At 39.4% G+C, this 14505-nt stretch carries 15 protein-coding genes and 1 riboswitch; of the genes, 14 read left to right on the top strand and 1 reads right to left on the bottom strand.

The window, feature by feature from the left end; genetic code table 11:
• Positions 1 to 4 precede the first annotated feature (4 nt).
• From PCY06_RS05105 to PCY06_RS05060, 10 genes are all read left to right on the top strand, one after another.
• Positions 5 to 1555, top strand: a complete 1551-nt coding sequence (locus tag PCY06_RS05105; protein ID WP_008808644.1) for a ClC family H(+)/Cl(-) exchange transporter — start codon at positions 5 to 7, stop codon at positions 1553 to 1555.
• Positions 1556 to 1689: 134 nt separating this feature from the next.
• Positions 1690 to 2565, top strand: a complete 876-nt coding sequence (gene efeO, locus PCY06_RS05100) for an iron uptake system protein EfeO (RefSeq protein WP_008808645.1) — start codon at positions 1690 to 1692, stop codon at positions 2563 to 2565.
• Positions 2566 to 2569: 4 nt separating this feature from the next.
• Entirely contained in the window at positions 2570 to 3778 is a 1209-nt protein-coding gene (gene efeB / locus PCY06_RS05095) for an iron uptake transporter deferrochelatase/peroxidase subunit (RefSeq protein WP_008808646.1), read from the top strand.
• Complete coding sequence (locus PCY06_RS05090; RefSeq protein ID WP_045635342.1) at positions 3756 to 5450, top strand: FTR1 family protein; 1695 nt, start codon at positions 3756 to 3758, stop codon at positions 5448 to 5450. Before efeB ends, PCY06_RS05090 begins: the two co-directional genes overlap by 23 nt.
• Positions 5440 to 6156: a twin-arginine translocase subunit TatC gene (gene tatC / locus PCY06_RS05085; protein WP_061595754.1), complete on the top strand. Its 717-nt coding sequence runs from the start codon at positions 5440 to 5442 to the stop codon at positions 6154 to 6156. Before PCY06_RS05090 ends, tatC begins: the two co-directional genes overlap by 11 nt.
• Entirely contained in the window at positions 6156 to 6347 is a 192-nt protein-coding gene (locus tag PCY06_RS05080) for a twin-arginine translocase TatA/TatE family subunit (RefSeq protein ID WP_046165566.1), read from the top strand. Before tatC ends, PCY06_RS05080 begins: the two co-directional genes overlap by 1 nt.
• Before the next feature lie 74 nt (positions 6348 to 6421).
• Complete coding sequence (locus tag PCY06_RS05075) at positions 6422 to 7759, top strand: MATE family efflux transporter (RefSeq protein ID WP_061595753.1); 1338 nt, start codon at positions 6422 to 6424, stop codon at positions 7757 to 7759.
• A gap of 185 nt (positions 7760 to 7944) precedes the next feature.
• Positions 7945 to 8928, top strand: coding sequence for a GMP reductase (guaC, locus tag PCY06_RS05070; protein ID WP_008808651.1), 984 nt, complete (start codon positions 7945 to 7947; stop codon positions 8926 to 8928).
• A riboswitch (purine riboswitch) is annotated at positions 8927 to 9024 on the top strand. (Overlaps the previous gene by 2 nt.)
• A gap of 84 nt (positions 9025 to 9108) precedes the next feature.
• Positions 9109 to 9690 carry a xanthine phosphoribosyltransferase gene (locus PCY06_RS05065; protein ID WP_008808652.1) on the top strand — a complete coding sequence of 194 codons (582 nt, stop codon included), beginning with the start codon at positions 9109 to 9111 and terminating at the stop codon, positions 9688 to 9690.
• A gap of 1 nt (position 9691) precedes the next feature.
• Positions 9692 to 10957 (top strand): nucleobase:cation symporter-2 family protein, encoded by a 1266-nt coding sequence (locus PCY06_RS05060; RefSeq protein ID WP_037622361.1) that lies wholly within the window; start codon positions 9692 to 9694, stop codon positions 10955 to 10957.
• A 113-nt stretch (positions 10958 to 11070) separates the two neighbouring features.
• On the opposite strand, the gene PCY06_RS05055 is transcribed toward PCY06_RS05060, so the two are convergent.
• A complete protein-coding gene (locus tag PCY06_RS05055) occupies positions 11071 to 11253 on the bottom strand; it encodes a 4-oxalocrotonate tautomerase (RefSeq protein WP_001117401.1) in 183 nt (60 codons plus the stop codon).
• A 121-nt stretch (positions 11254 to 11374) separates the two neighbouring features.
• On the opposite strand from PCY06_RS05055, the gene PCY06_RS05050 reads away from it, so the two are divergent.
• From PCY06_RS05050 to PCY06_RS05035, 4 genes are read left to right on the top strand one after another with little or no spacing between them, the layout of a single operon-like run.
• The gene (locus tag PCY06_RS05050) at positions 11375 to 11950 is read left to right on the top strand and encodes a thymidine kinase (protein ID WP_008808654.1); all 576 of its coding nucleotides are present in this window, start codon (positions 11375 to 11377) and stop codon (positions 11948 to 11950) included.
• Positions 11951 to 11982: 32 nt separating this feature from the next.
• The gene (gene prfA, locus PCY06_RS05045) at positions 11983 to 13062 is read left to right on the top strand and encodes a peptide chain release factor 1 (protein WP_048775986.1); all 1080 of its coding nucleotides are present in this window, start codon (positions 11983 to 11985) and stop codon (positions 13060 to 13062) included.
• The gene (prmC, locus tag PCY06_RS05040; RefSeq protein ID WP_048775984.1) at positions 13062 to 13892 is read left to right on the top strand and encodes a peptide chain release factor N(5)-glutamine methyltransferase; all 831 of its coding nucleotides are present in this window, start codon (positions 13062 to 13064) and stop codon (positions 13890 to 13892) included. Before prfA ends, prmC begins: the two co-directional genes overlap by 1 nt.
• Complete coding sequence (locus PCY06_RS05035; protein WP_048775981.1) at positions 13885 to 14475, top strand: L-threonylcarbamoyladenylate synthase; 591 nt, start codon at positions 13885 to 13887, stop codon at positions 14473 to 14475. The genes prmC and PCY06_RS05035 overlap by 8 nt, the downstream gene beginning before the upstream one ends.
• Positions 14476 to 14505 lie beyond the last annotated feature (30 nt).

Genomic DNA, 14505 nt, shown 5'->3' with positions numbered 1-14505 from the left:
AGATATGGAAGAAAAAGTAGTTCAATCTCTTCCTGAAAGAGAGTTTCAGTCGGCAAATAGTTCTATTATTTCTCAAGTTTTTCGTGGGATTTTAGTGGGCTTGTTTGTTGGAGGTATTGTAGGTCTTTTTCGCCTCATGATTGAGAAGAGTTTTCATTGGATTCAATCCTTGTATGAAAAAAGCCATGAAAATTTTACTTTCCTAGGAATAATTTTAATCCTTTACCTACTTATTATGTTTTTGGTTGCTTGGCTAATGAAGTCTGAAAAGAATATTAAAGGATCGGGTATTCCTCAAGTAGAGGCTGAGCTGAAGGGGCTCATGTCCTTGGACTGGTGGAGTGTATTATGGAAAAAATTTCTTGCTGGCTTTTTAGCTATTTCAAGTGGTCTCATGTTAGGTAGGGAAGGACCTAGTATTCAACTAGGGGCTGTTGGAGGCAAAGGGCTAGCAAAATGGCTTAAGCTTAGTCCCGTTGAAGAAAGGGTTTTGATTGCTAGTGGAGCTGCAGCTGGTCTGGCTGCTGCCTTCAATGCTCCGATAGCGGGTTTATTGTTTGTGGTCGAAGAAGTTTATCGCCATTTTTCAAAACTTTTTTGGATCTCAACTCTGGTAGCTAGTCTGGTAGCAAATTTTGTTTCCTTGGTGATTTTTGGACTTACACCTGTTTTAGATATGCCTGATAATATCCCAGCAATGCAATTGCAACAATACTGGATTTATCTACTTATGGGCCTTTTCTTAGGAATTTCAGGTTATGTTTACGAAAAAGTTGTCCTGTATATGCCAGACTTATATAAAAAAATCGGTAAGATTTTACACTTATCACCGAACTACTACCCGGCAGTGGCATTTGTCTTGATTATACCTCTTGGTTATTTTCTGCCTCAAATTTTAGGAGGAGGGAATCAATTGATTCTCTCCTTGCATTCAGAAAATTATTTACTTACAAGCCTTATTGCTTTCTTTCTTATTCGATTTATTTGGAGTATGATTTCTTATGGAAGTGGTTTGCCAGGTGGTATTTTTCTTCCGATTTTAGCACTGGGATCTCTATTAGGAGCGATTGTTGGAAATATCTGTGTGCAGTTTGGCCTTGTTAGTTGGAATCAATTTCCAATTTTTATCATTTTAGGCATGAGTGGTTATTTTGGTGCGATATCAAAAGCTCCCCTGACAGCTATGATCTTGGTAACTGAGATGGTTGGCGATATCAGAAACCTAATGCCTTTAGCAATCGTGACTTTAACAGCCTATATCATAATGGATCTGCTAGGCGGAGCACCAGTTTATGAAGCTATGTTAGAAAGAATGCTCCCAGATAATATAGGAGATGATGGAGAGACAACTTTAATAGAAATCCCTGTTTCCGAAAAAATTTCGAATAGGCAGGTGAGGGATTTAAATCTTCCGCCAGACATTCTGATTGTTATGAATATTCATAAAGGTAAGAAGAATACTGTTAACGGAAGTACTAAACTCTACTTAGGGGATACGATTTATTTGGTAGTTAAACAACATGAAATTGGAAAAATAAAAGACTTATTACTATAAGATTTACTTCCCTTGTTTTTTGAAATTGACAAGGGATTTTTATTTGGATTAAATTATCTGACAATTTATTGAAAAATGAGAAAATTTTTGATATAATTTCTTGAACATTATTTAGAATTTAAAGGAGATAGACCATGAAAAAAATGGGACTTGTCCTATTTTCAGCAGCTGTTCTCATGACAGCTTGTTCTGCAAATACGAACACAAGCAAAACTTCTTCAAGTAGTAGTGAAGCAAAAGTGACCTTATCGTCTAATGATAAGAAGGCTTTAGATAAGGCTACGTCGGAATATAAGACTTTTGTGGAAGGGCAAATTGATCAGTTGCTGACTGATACTGAAAAATTCGCCTCTCTTCTTAAGGAAGGAAAGCTTGACGAAGCAAAGAAAATCTATCCACTTATTCGAATGAGCTATGAGCGATCAGAACCGATTGCTGAAAGTTTTGGTGAGTCTGATGTAAAAATTGATTTTCGTTTAGCAGATTATATGGATGAGAACAAGACTGAAGAAGGATGGTCAGGCTTCCACCGTATTGAAAAAATCTTGTGGGAACAAAATACCACTTCTGGAACAGAAACTTATGCTAATCAATTGGTTAATGACATTAAAGAATTGAAGGCGAAAGTTGCAACAGTAGAGGTTACTCCTGATATGATGCTGACTGGTGCTGTTGACTTATTAAATGAAGTTGCAACAAGCAAGATTACTGGTGAAGAGGAAATCTACTCTCATACAGATTTGTACGATTTCCGTGCAAATATTGAGGGTGCTGAGAAAATTTTCCAATTGTTTAAACCACTTATCAAGAATAAAGACGAAAAGCTTGTAGCTTCTTTAGAAAAAGAATTTAAAAATGTTAATAGCCTCTTGGATAAACATATGACAGATAGTCAGCACTATAAGCTATATACAGACTTAACTAAAGAGGATACTAAAGAATTAGCAGAAGGTGTTACAAAACTTGGTGAACCTTTATCCCAAATGGGAGTCATTTTAAACGGGAAGTAATGATATGACAAACGACGAAAAATGGTTTGAAAAAAAGATGGACCGTCGTGAATTTCTTAAAAAAGCAGGGATTGGAGGCGCTGGTCTAGCACTGGGTGTTTCTGGTGCCTCTGCTTTTTTCGCTAATAAAGCACAAGAAGAAAAGAAAATTTCCGATGGTGGCGAAGAAATCAGCTTTTACGGTGAGCATCAAGCAGGAATTACGACTCCAATGCAAAAAAATATCTATTTTGTAGTGCTTGATTTGCATAGTACCGACAAAGAAGAAGTTATTCAAATGTTTAAGGACTGGACTGATTATAGCAGCAAGTTGGTGGATGGAGAATTGGTCAAAAAAGATGGTTCTAATGCCCTTTTGCCACCTAGCGACACTGGTGAAACAGTGGGTCTAAATCCCTATCGTTTGACTCTTACTTTTGGTGTGTCAGCTGATTTTTTGAAAAAAATGGGCTTGGAAAAGAAGCGTCCTAAAGAATTTCGTGACTTACCTCCATTTCCAAAAGAGCAATTGCAAGAAAAGTACACGGGTGGTGATATTGTAATCCAAGCTTGCGCTGATGATGAACAAGTAGCTTTTCATGCAGTCAGAAATCTAGTTCGTAAGGCCAGAAATACTGTTACCATGAAATGGAGTCAATCAGGTTTTGCAGCGATTGGAGACCGTATGTCAACTCCTAGAAATCTTTTTGGATTCAAGGATGGAACTGCCAACGTGACCAAAGAAAAGGACTTTGATCAAGTAATTTGGACTGATAGTGACGACTGGATGAAAGGTGGCACTTATATGGCTGTTCGTCGTATTCAAATGTTTCTTGAAACTTGGGATCGGACAAACCTACAGGAGCAGGAAAACACATTTGGTCGTTATAAGGAAAGTGGTGCCCCCTTTGGTAAGAAAGATGAATTCGATGAGGTTGATTTAGCTCTCTTGCCGGTCGATTCTCACGTTCGCTTAGCTAAAGAAGTAAACAAACCAATCTATCGTCGATCTTATTCATATTCCGATGGCATCGTCGAGAAAACTGGTCAGTTTGATACAGGTCTTCTTTTTCTTGCCTTCCAAAAGAATCCGGATAGTTTTGTAAAAGTTCAGACTAATCTTGGAGCTCAGGACAAGATGAATGAATATGTAACACATATTGGTAGCGGCCTCTTTGCTTGCTTTGCTGGTGTGAAAAAAGGAGAGTACCTTGGTCAAAAATTATTTGAATAAACTCCTAATTATCTTGGCAATAGCCTTCCTTTTTTTCGCTAAACCTGTTTTTGCAGAGGAAGCATTTAGTCAGCTTTTTGTAAAGGTAACAGATGCTACAAGAGCTGTAGAGCAAGGCAATCAGGCTAAGGCGAAGCAATTGGTTGCTGAGATAAAGGAAGAATTTGAACAATTAGAGAATCATGATTCACCAGCTGGTAAAGAAGTCAGCAAAGCATTGACAATAAATGAGGTGACTAAGGAGAACTTAACCACGATTTCGTCTGAGCTCTTAAAGTTTGATAAGGAGCAACACCCAGTTGACCTTAAGGCTGAAAAAGAAAAGTTGGTAAGTCGGTTAGAGTCAAGATTTGCAGATTTACAGGCAGCTATTTCAGCAAAGAATCTTGAACAAACTCGTTCAGCTTATAAAAAAATGAACTCGACCTGGACGGTGAACGAAGGTGTTGTTCGTGATAATAGTACAGCTCACTATGGTAATATTGAAACTGCGATCTCTTTTTTACGTAGTGCAATCGAGACTGAGCCAGTTGATTTTTCAAGTGTTCAATCTTCTTTTGATGATTTAAAGACTGCTATCGATAGTTTTGTAAAAGGCGAAGAGGTGGCTACTACTGAAGGAAATCTCACTTTAAAAGATGGCATCCAGTTACTTGAAAAAGCCTTGGATGAATTTAAAGCTGGAAAAACTCAAGAAGCTAGCTCAAATATGAAAAAATTCATCACTATCTGGCCAAGTATTGAAGGAGATGTCAGCACGCGCAACGCCACTCTCTATACTCGAGTCGAGAGTGAAACTCCAGTCATCATGGTTAAGGGAAATGAAAAAAAATATCAAGATCAGCTACAGGCCTTAATTAATGATTTGTCGCAGATTGACACGAGTGCATCCTATAACTTTTTTGATGCTATGCTCATTCTTTTGAGAGAAGGAGTAGAGGCTCTCTTGATCGTTATGGCTCTTGTTACAACACTAAAAGCAGCCAAGATGAAAAAAGGACTAAAGTGGGTTTATACAGGAGCAGTTATGGGGATTTTGGCAAGCTTAGCGATTGCTGTTTTGCTTCAATTCCTTTTCCCAGCAGTATCCTCAGGTTCTAACCGTGAGATTATCGAAGGTGCAGTCGGGATTTTTGCTGTTTTGATGATGATTATGGTCGGGATTTGGCTACATAGCAAGTCTTCAATTAAAAAGTGGAATGACTTTATGGAAAGCCAGATGAAGGCTGTCACAGCAACCGGCAGTTTCATTTCTATGTTTGCACTGAGCTTTCTCGCTGTGTTTCGAGAAGGAGCAGAGACGATTCTATTCTATGCGGGAATCTATCCTAGAATTGATAAGGCAAGTTTTTTCCTAGGAATAGGACTGGCGTTTCTTGTTTTGTTTGTTCTTGCTTTGATTATGAATAAGGCTTCTACCTATTTCAAACCTCATCGAATCTTTTTGATTTTGACTTGGCTCATTTATGCTCTGGCCTTTAAAATGCTGGGGGTTAGTATCCATGCTCTCCAGCTAACTAATATTTTACCAAGTCATCTGATGAATGGTTTCCCGTCGATTGATTGGGCTGGAATTTATCCAAGTCTGGAAGTTGTAACTTGTCAGTTGATATTTGTAGTTATTGTACTTATCATTACATGGAAGAATCGTGAGAATAGCCATGGATCATAAAAAACAAACTATCGTAGAACATTTGACAGAGTTTCGTAGACGCTTTATTTGGACTTTAGCTTGCTTTCTTTTGGTATTCTTACTTGGTTTTCTTTACGCAGGTGATATTTATAGCTGGTTGACTACTGGATTTGAAAAGAAGTTGCTTGTCTTAGGACCGAATGATATACTTTGGATTTATGTCAGCTTGTCTAGCCTGCTAGCTTTTAGTGTGACCTTGCCTTTTATGGTTTATCAAATTTGGCAGTTCGTGAGGCCGGCTCTGACTTCAAGGGAATCAAAAGCAATTTTTGCTTATATACCAGCGACCTTTATCTGTTTTGTTTTGGGATTGGCTTTTGGTTTTTATCTGGTTAGTCCGGCTATTTTACAAGTCCTACTTTCGTTGGGAGAAGGCTTATTTGAGACACAGCTTACCGCCCAAAATTATCTGGCATTTCTCTTTCATACAACAATTCCGCTTGGTATCTTGTTTGAACTTCCAGTTCTAGTATCATTTTTTACATCGCTTGGTTTGCTCAAGCCACAATTTTTGGTACAATATAGAAGGTATGCTTACTTTATTTTATTAGTCTTAGCAGTTGTTTTAACGCCTGCTGACTTTATCAGTGATTTGGCCATGACAGTTCCCTTGATTTTACTTTATGAAGTCAGTCTGCTGTTTAGCTATTATATATACAAAAAGAAAGAAAAGAGGAGTGAATAATGGGTATTTTAAGAGATATTGGAGCGCCAGGTCTTATTATTATTGTATTAGGAGCCTTGCTAATTTTTGGTCCCAAGCGTTTACCAGAGCTTGGACAGTCAATCGGAAAAATGTTTTCAGAGTTTAAAAATGCTATGAATAATAATGAGAAAGATGCAGATTCGCAAGACAAGAAGGAAAAAGGGGATTAACCCTTTTTCTTTTTGACTATCATCTTCGCTTATAGTATAGTTAGAGAAAAGAAGGAAGGTTAGAGGAGATTATTATGTATCAAACCTATCATTTTAGCCAGCGCTTGAAGTTATTTCTTTCGATTTTTATTCCCGTCTTGATTTATCAGCTGGCAAATTATTCTGCGTCATTCGTAGATACAACCATGACTGGACAGTATGATACTCTCCATCTTGCTGGTGTGTCTATGGCTACAAGTCTATGGAGTCCTTTTTTCTCCTTTTTAACAGGGATTGTATCTGCTTTAGTGCCGATTGTTGGGCATCATTTGGGAAAAGGCGATGAGAAAAAGATTACCTCAGATTTTTATCAGTTTATCTATCTGTCGCTTGGTTTATCCATTGTTCTTTTTTTGTTAGTTCTTTTTGGAGCTCCTCTAATTTTAGACAGTTTGTCTTTGGAAAACCTAGTAGCAGTAGTAGCTAAGCATTATCTTATGTATTTATCTCTAGGCATCATACCGCTTTTACTTTTTAGTGTCGTACGTTCACTGTTAGATGCACTTGGTTTAACTCGCCTCTCCATGTACTTGATGCTTTTACTTTTGCCCTTAAATGCCAGTTTTAATTACGCCTTGATATATGGCGCATTTGGTTTTCCAGAAATGGGAGGTGCGGGAGCTGGTCTTGGAACTTCTGTAGCTTACTGGGTTCTCTTATTCATCTCTGTCTTGATTTTATTCAAACATCCAAAGGTTAAATCCTATAAGCTTTGGAAAAGACAAAAAGTGGTAGCCGAGGGAATTAAGGAGGGATTACGGCTTGGTTTACCAATTGGTGGAATTGTTTTTGCTGAAGTCGTTATCTTTTCTGTTGTAGGACTTATCATGGCCAAGTTTCCATCAATAGTGATAGCTAGCCATCAATCGGCAATGAACTTTTCAAATCTTATGTACGCCTTTCCTGCTGGGATTTCTTCGGCAATGGCAATTGTGGTTTCTTATGAAATTGGTGCAAAACGCTATGATGATGTAAAAAAATACTGTCGCTTAGGAAGGGTTACGGCTTTGCTTATTTCAGGATTTACGCTTGTATTTCTCTTTTTACTTCGAAATCAGGTTGCCTCTCTTTATGGTACAAACTCAGAGTTTATCGCTCTAACTTCCATCTTCTTAACTTATAGCCTATTCTTTCAACTAGCAGATACGTTTGCGGCTCCTTTACAGGGTATTCTTCGTGGCTACAAGGATACGACAGTACCATTTTACCTTGGACTAAGTGGCTATTGGGGAGTAGCCCTTCCGCTTGGATTATTTTTAGATAATATTTGTAAATTTGGTCCTTATGGCTACTGGATTGGTTTAATCGCCAGCTTGGTTGTCACTGGTATTCTTTATCAAATTCGTTTGAAGCAAGTCGAAAAGAAATCCTAATAAAATGTAATAGTTTTCTTGTTTGATATAAGTTCGTGATATCCGAACAATTACTCATTAAATAGCTTTAGAATTTTGCTAAATCTTATTTTTGTGGTAAACTTCATTAGGAAACGTCAAGAAAGACGTAGCGATGCGAAAGTGCATAGGTAGGTCTAAATAAAGATTATTGCGAGGAAAGCTCTATGCTAAATGATTTTCAAGTTTTTGATTATGAAGATATCCAACTCATCCCAGCAAAATGTGTGGTTAAAAGTCGATCTGAGGCAGATACACGAGTGAAGTTTGGTAATCACACCTTCCGCTTGCCAGTTGTACCGTCTAATATGCAAACGATTATTGATGAGTCGGTTGCGGAAGAGCTTGCTCGAGGTGGGTATTTTTATATTATGCATCGTTTTGATGAAGAAGGGCGCAAGCCATTTGTTAAACGAATGCATGAAAAAGGCTTGATTGCCTCTATTTCGGTTGGTGTTAAAGATTATGAATATGATTTTGTCAGTAGCCTGAAAGGAGATGCACCTGAATATATCACCATTGATATCGCTCATGGGCACTCTGACAGTGTAATTAAAATGATCCAACATATCAAAAAAGAACTGCCTGAGACTTTTGTCATTGCTGGTAATGTTGGTACACCCGAAGCGGTTCGTGAATTGGAAAATGCTGGTGCGGACGCGACAAAAGTAGGGATTGGACCAGGTAAGGTTTGTATTACCAAAGTGAAGACTGGTTTTGGCACAGGCGGTTGGCAATTATCAGCTTTGAGATGGTGTTCTAAGGTTGCCCGCAAGCCGATTATTGCTGATGGTGGGATTCGGACACATGGAGATATTGCCAAGTCTATTCGCTTTGGGGCTAGTATGGTTATGATTGGATCGCTCTTTGCCGGTCATATTGAAAGCCCAGGTGAGACTATTGAAATCGATGGTGATAAATTCAAAGAGTATTATGGTTCTGCGTCTGAGTACCAAAAGGGTGCCTACAAAAATGTTGAAGGCAAAAAAATTCTGCTACCAGCTAAAGGTCATTTACAGGATACTTTGACTGAGATGGAGCAGGATTTGCAAAGTTCGATTTCTTATGCAGGCGGTCGAGATTTGCACAGTTTGACTAGAGTGGATTATGTTATCGTTAAAAATTCTATTTGGAATGGCGATGCACATTAAGGTATAATAAAGAAAAGCTTATTTATCTTGCTAATGATTGGGGCAAGGTCTCTACAAGATGCCAAACATCTAACAATAAGTGAGTCTTACAAGTTTCCTGTTACTTTTGTAACAGGTTACTGTCGTTGTATGAGGACTTGCTTTAAGCAGGTCCTTATTTAGTTTTTTAAAGGAGATATAATGAAAAAATTAGAAGAACGAATCCTCCATGACGGAAATGTTTTAGGGGAAAATATTCTCAAAGTAGATTCTTTCTTGACTCACCAGGTTGATTTTTCTTTAATGAAAGAAATAGGCCGGGTATTTGCTGATAGGTTCCGTGAGTCAGGAATTACAAAGGTCGTGACGATTGAAGCATCTGGAATCGCCCCAGCTGTCTATACTGCTGAGGCGTTAGGAGTTCCAATGATTTTTGCTAAAAAGGCTAAAAATATTACTATGACTGAGGGGATTTTAACAGCTGAAGTATACTCATTCACAAAGCAAGTGACTTCGACGGTTTCGATTGCCGGAAAATTCTTGAGTCCTTCGGATAAGGTATTAGTGATTGATGATTTTTTAGCCAATGGACAGGCGGCTAAAGGTTTGGTTGAAATCATTCGCCAAGCAGGAGCGAGTGTTGAAGCTATTGGAATTGTCATCGAAAAGTCTTTTCAATCTGGAAGAAAATTATTGGAAGATGATGGACAAAGAGTAGTTTCTCTAGCTCGGATTGAAAAGTTTGAAAATGGAAAAGTTGTATTTGGAAAGGCAGATGCATAAGATGGAGTACAAAGAAGAAAAACATTCGCAAGCAGCCGTTCTTGGCTTGCAGCACTTATTGGCTATGTATTCGGGATCGATTTTGGTTCCAATCATGATTGCTGGAGCTTTAGGATATTCTGCTGAACAACTGACTTATTTAATTTCGACAGATATCTTTATGTGTGGGGTGGCAACCTTTCTCCAGTTGCAGTTAAATAAATACTTTGGTATTGGTTTACCTGTCGTTTTGGGAGTAGCCTTCCAGTCTGTTGCGCCTTTAATTATGATTGGACAAAGTCACGGAAGTGGTGCCATGTTTGGTGCCCTCATTGTGTCAGGTATCTATGTCGTTTTGATTTCAGGTGTTTTCTCTAAGGTTGCTGATCTTTTCCCGTCAGTTGTGACAGGGTCTGTCATTACAACTATCGGATTGACTCTCATTCCAGTTGCGATTGGTAATATGGGAAATAATGTTGAGAAACCAACTGCTCAAAGTTTAATCTTAGCAGCTGTTACTGTCCTGATCATTTTACTGATTAATATCTTTACTAAAGGCTTTGTCAAATCTATTTCAATTTTGATTGGTCTGGTTATTGGGACTTTTATTGCAGGTTGTATGGGGCTAGTAGATCTTACTCCTGTTTCTCAGGCTCCAATTGTTCATATTCCTACACCTTTCTACTTTGGTGCTCCCAAGTTTGAATTTTCTTCGATTGCCATGATGTGTATTATTGCTACAGTTTCTATGGTAGAGTCAACAGGAGTCTATTTGGCCTTGTCTGATCTTACCAAAGATCCGATTGATAGCAAACGTCTACGTAATGGTTACAGGGCTGAGGGTTTGGCAGTCTTGCTTGGAGGTATCTTCAATACCTTCCCTTATACAGGTTTTTCTCAAAATGTTGGTTTGGTTAAGTTGTCTGGAATTAAGACTCGTCTGCCAATCTACTATGCAGCAGGGTTCCTAGTTCTCTTGGGACTTGTACCAAAATTTGGTGCTTTAGCTCAAATTATTCCTAATCCTGTTTTGGGTGGGGCGATGCTAGTCATGTTTGGCTTTGTTTCAATTCAAGGGATGCAAATCTTGGCTCGTGTTGATTTCGAACACAACGAACACAATTTCTTAATCGCAGCAGTTTCTATTTCGGCTGGGGTTGGTTTAAACGGAAGTAGCCTTTTTAACAGTCTGCCTTCTAGTTTACAGATGTTCTTTTCAAATGGCATTGTCATGGCCAGTCTGATAGCAATTATTTTAAATGCTGTTTTAAATCGAAAAAATAAATAAAAGGCTGTTTTTGAACTGCACTCCAAAAATTAGATTTCTACTGTCTAACTTTTGGAGTCAGTACATTTATGGCCTTTTTCAAATAAAAAAACCGCTTGGCTAGCGGTTATAGATTATTTTGTACGCATTTCCCCTTGTGGGAAGTAGGTTCCTTCAGGCATATCGTTAATGATGACATGGACTGCAGATTGAGGAGCGCCAGTATTTCTGACAACGGCTTCAGTTACTTCCTTGGCAAGAGCTTTTTTCTGCTCCAGAGTACGACCTTCAAATAAATCAATTCTAACAAATGGCATTAGATTGCCTCCTTTATTTTCTTAACATTATTTTATCACAATTTAGGTTTTAATGCTTGTCCAATTATGGTACAATTAAATGGATTAACTTATAGAATGGAAGAAGAAAAAGTTAGAGATTATGGCTCAATTATATTATAAATACGGCACAATGAACTCAGGAAAGACTATTGAGATCTTAAAAGTTGCTCATAACTACGAGGAACAGGGCAAGGGTGTTGTGATTATGACCAGCGCGGTTGACACTCGAGACGGTGTTGGGTATGTATCAAGCCGAATTGGTATGAAACGCCAGGCAATGGCAATTGAAGATGATACAGATATTTTGGGCTATATCAAAAATTTACCAGAAAAACCTTACTGTATTTTAATCGATGAGGCTCAATTCTTGAAACGCCATCATGTCTATGATTTGGCTAGAGTGGTGGATGAGCTAGATGTTCCTGTTATGGCCTTTGGCCTAAAAAATGATTTTCGCAATGAACTTTTTGAAGGTTCCAAGCACCTCTTGCTCTTGGCTGATAAAATAGAGGAAATCAAGACTATCTGCCAATACTGTTCACGAAAAGCAACTATGGTTTTGCGAACAGATCATGGAAAACCAGTATATGACGGGGAACAGATTCAAATTGGTGGTAATGAAACTTATATCCCAGTCTGTCGCAAGCATTATTTTAAGCCAGACATTAATAATTGAATGATTGAAATAAAGGAGATGATAAAAAATCTATGAATATCTATGAACAGTTACAGGCGGTTGAAGATCGCTACGAAGAGTTAGGAGAGTTATTGAGTGACCCAGATGTGGTTTCTGATACCAAGCGTTTTATGGAGCTTTCAAAAGAAGAAGCTTCCACTCGTGACACGGTGACAGCTTACCGCGAATACAAGCAAGTCCTTCAAAACATCGTCGACGCTGAAGAAATGATCAAAGAATCTGGTGGTGATGCGGACTTGGAGGAAATGGCCAAGCAAGAACTAAAAGATGCCAAGGGTGAAAAAGAAGAATACGAAGAAAAACTAAAAATTCTTCTTTTACCCAAAGATCCAAATGATGATAAAAACATTATCCTTGAAATTCGTGGTGCAGCGGGAGGAGACGAAGCGCAGTTATTTGCTGGCGACCTCTTGCAGATGTATCAAAAATACGCTGAAAGCCAAGGCTGGCGCTTCGAAGTCATGGAGGCCTCTTATAATGGTGTAGGTGGAATCAAGGAAGTAGTCGCTATGGTCTCAGGTCAGTCGGTCTACTCAAAGCTTAAATATGAATCGGGAGCTCATCGAGTACAGCGGGTTCCAGTGACCGAAAGCCAAGGTCGCGTTCATACTTCTACGGCAACTGTCTTGGTTATGCCAGAAATTGAAGAAGTAGAATACGACATTGATCCTAAAGATCTGCGCGTTGACATCTACCATGCCTCAGGTGCTGGTGGACAGAATGTCAATAAGGTTGCGACTGCGGTTCGTATTGTCCACCTGCCGACCAACATCAAAGTTGAAATGCAGGAAGAGCGGACCCAGCAGAAGAACAGAGATAAGGCGATGAAAATCATCCGAGCTCGTGTGGCAGACCACTTTGCTCAAATTGCTCAAGATGAGCAGGATGCAGAACGCAAGTCTACAATTGGTACCGGTGATCGCTCAGAGCGGATTCGCACCTATAATTTCCCGCAAAACCGAGTAACAGACCACCGTATCGGACTGACCTTGCAAAAACTGGACACGATTTTAGCTGGTAAACTGGATGAAGTCGTTGATGCTTTGGTTCTCTATGACCAAACGCAAAAACTAGAAGAGTTGAATAAGTAATGACATTGGCTCAATATTTGGCTGAGCTAGAGCAGGAGCTGGTAGCAGCGGGAGAAGAAGCAGAAAGCCTGTCTTTCGTTTATCGGGCTCTCAATCAGCTTTCCTTTACTGACTTTGTTCTCAAACTTCGGGCAGAAGTCAGTCAAGAAGATCGTGAGCAGCTAAAAGCAATTCAAGAGCAGCTACTTGCTCACAAACCTGCCCAATATATTATTGGCAGCAGTGACTTTCACAGTCTGAATCTCAAAGTTGATGAGCGGGTGTTGATTCCAAGGCCTGAGACGGAGGAGCTGGTGGAGCTGATTTTGTCAGAAAATCCCGAAACACCTCTATCTGTCTTGGATATTGGAACAGGTAGCGGAGCCATTGCTCTTGCACTAGCAAACAGCCGTCCAGACTGGAAGATTACTGCTTCTGATCTGTCAAAAGATGCTCTTTCCTTGGCAGCAGAAAATGCTCAGTTTTGCGGACTCAACCTCACTCTTGTCCAATCTGATTGCTTGGATGCAATACAAGGAAAATTTGACATTATCGCCTCCAATCCGCCTTATATTTCAGAAGAAGATAAGGATGAAGTCGGACTTAATGTTTTGACCTCAGAGCCTCACATGGCTCTCTTTGCGGAGGAAGATGGCTATGAGGTCTACCGGAAAATAGCCGAGCAGGCAGGAGACTATCTGACAGAAAAAGGAAAAATCTATCTGGAGATTGGCTACAAGCAAGGAGACGGTGTCGTGGATTTATTGAAACAATTCTTCCCACAAAAACGAATCCGAGTTCTGAAAGATCAATTTGGCAAAGATAGAATGGTGGCGATGGACAATGGATAAAATAGAAAAGACTCTGGCAGCAGGCGGAGCAGTTGTCCTGCCAACAGAAACTGTTTATGGCCTCTTTGCACAGGCATTGAATGAAGAGGCGGTTGAGCGAGTCTATGAGTTAAAGCGAAGACCTCGCGACAAGGCTCTTAATCTTAATGTGGCTAGCTTAGAAGAGATTTATGCCTTTTCTAAGAATCAGCCCACTTATCTAGATCAACTCTACCAAGCCTTTCTGCCTGGGCCATTGACAATTATTCTCCAAGCCAATGACCAAGTGCCGACTTGGATAAACTCAGGTATGGATACTGTTGGCTTTCGGATTCCTAAACATCCGGTTACACTGGACTTGATTCGCAAGTACGGTCCCTTGATTGGTCCATCCGCCAATCTTTCTGGAAAAGTTAGTGGAACTTCTTTTCAGCAGATTGTGATGGATTTTCAAGAGCAAGTCTCGGGAGTAGAAGATGATGCTGCTTTGACAGGTCAGGATTCAACCATCCTGGACTTATCTGGAGAAAAGGCTCATATTTTACGCCAGGGAGCGATTACTCGCGAGGATATCCTCGCCCAAGTAAATGGTATAAAATTTTAACTTTTAGGACCTTGGGTCCTATTTTCGCAA

The sequence above is a fragment of the Streptococcus sp. SG1 genome (assembly GCF_030439935.1).
Classification (GTDB): Bacteria; Bacillota; Bacilli; order Lactobacillales; family Streptococcaceae; genus Streptococcus; species Streptococcus gordonii.
This window is presented reverse-complemented; position numbering and strand designations above follow the sequence as displayed.

Excerpts from the sequence above, each read along its gene's own strand:
- PCY06_RS05105 (WP_008808644.1), top strand. The coding sequence starts at position 5 with ATGGAAGAAAAAGTAGTTCAATCTCTTCCTGAAAGAGAGTTTCAGTCG.
- efeO (WP_008808645.1), top strand. The coding sequence starts at position 1,690 with ATGAAAAAAATGGGACTTGTCCTATTTTCAGCAGCTGTTCTCATGACA.
- efeB (WP_008808646.1), top strand. The coding sequence starts at position 2,570 with ATGACAAACGACGAAAAATGGTTTGAAAAAAAGATGGACCGTCGTGAA.
- tatC (WP_061595754.1), top strand. The coding sequence starts at position 5,440 with ATGGATCATAAAAAACAAACTATCGTAGAACATTTGACAGAGTTTCGT.
- PCY06_RS05080 (WP_046165566.1), top strand. The coding sequence starts at position 6,156 with ATGGGTATTTTAAGAGATATTGGAGCGCCAGGTCTTATTATTATTGTA.
- PCY06_RS05075 (WP_061595753.1), top strand. The coding sequence starts at position 6,422 with ATGTATCAAACCTATCATTTTAGCCAGCGCTTGAAGTTATTTCTTTCG.
- guaC (WP_008808651.1), top strand. The coding sequence starts at position 7,945 with ATGCTAAATGATTTTCAAGTTTTTGATTATGAAGATATCCAACTCATC.
- PCY06_RS05065 (WP_008808652.1), top strand. The coding sequence starts at position 9,109 with ATGAAAAAATTAGAAGAACGAATCCTCCATGACGGAAATGTTTTAGGG.
- PCY06_RS05060 (WP_037622361.1), top strand. The coding sequence starts at position 9,692 with ATGGAGTACAAAGAAGAAAAACATTCGCAAGCAGCCGTTCTTGGCTTG.
- PCY06_RS05055 (WP_001117401.1), bottom strand. The coding sequence starts at position 11,253 with ATGCCATTTGTTAGAATTGATTTATTTGAAGGTCGTACTCTGGAGCAG.
- PCY06_RS05050 (WP_008808654.1), top strand. The coding sequence starts at position 11,375 with ATGGCTCAATTATATTATAAATACGGCACAATGAACTCAGGAAAGACT.
- prfA (WP_048775986.1), top strand. The coding sequence starts at position 11,983 with ATGAATATCTATGAACAGTTACAGGCGGTTGAAGATCGCTACGAAGAG.
- prmC (WP_048775984.1), top strand. The coding sequence starts at position 13,062 with ATGACATTGGCTCAATATTTGGCTGAGCTAGAGCAGGAGCTGGTAGCA.
- PCY06_RS05035 (WP_048775981.1), top strand. The coding sequence starts at position 13,885 with ATGGATAAAATAGAAAAGACTCTGGCAGCAGGCGGAGCAGTTGTCCTG.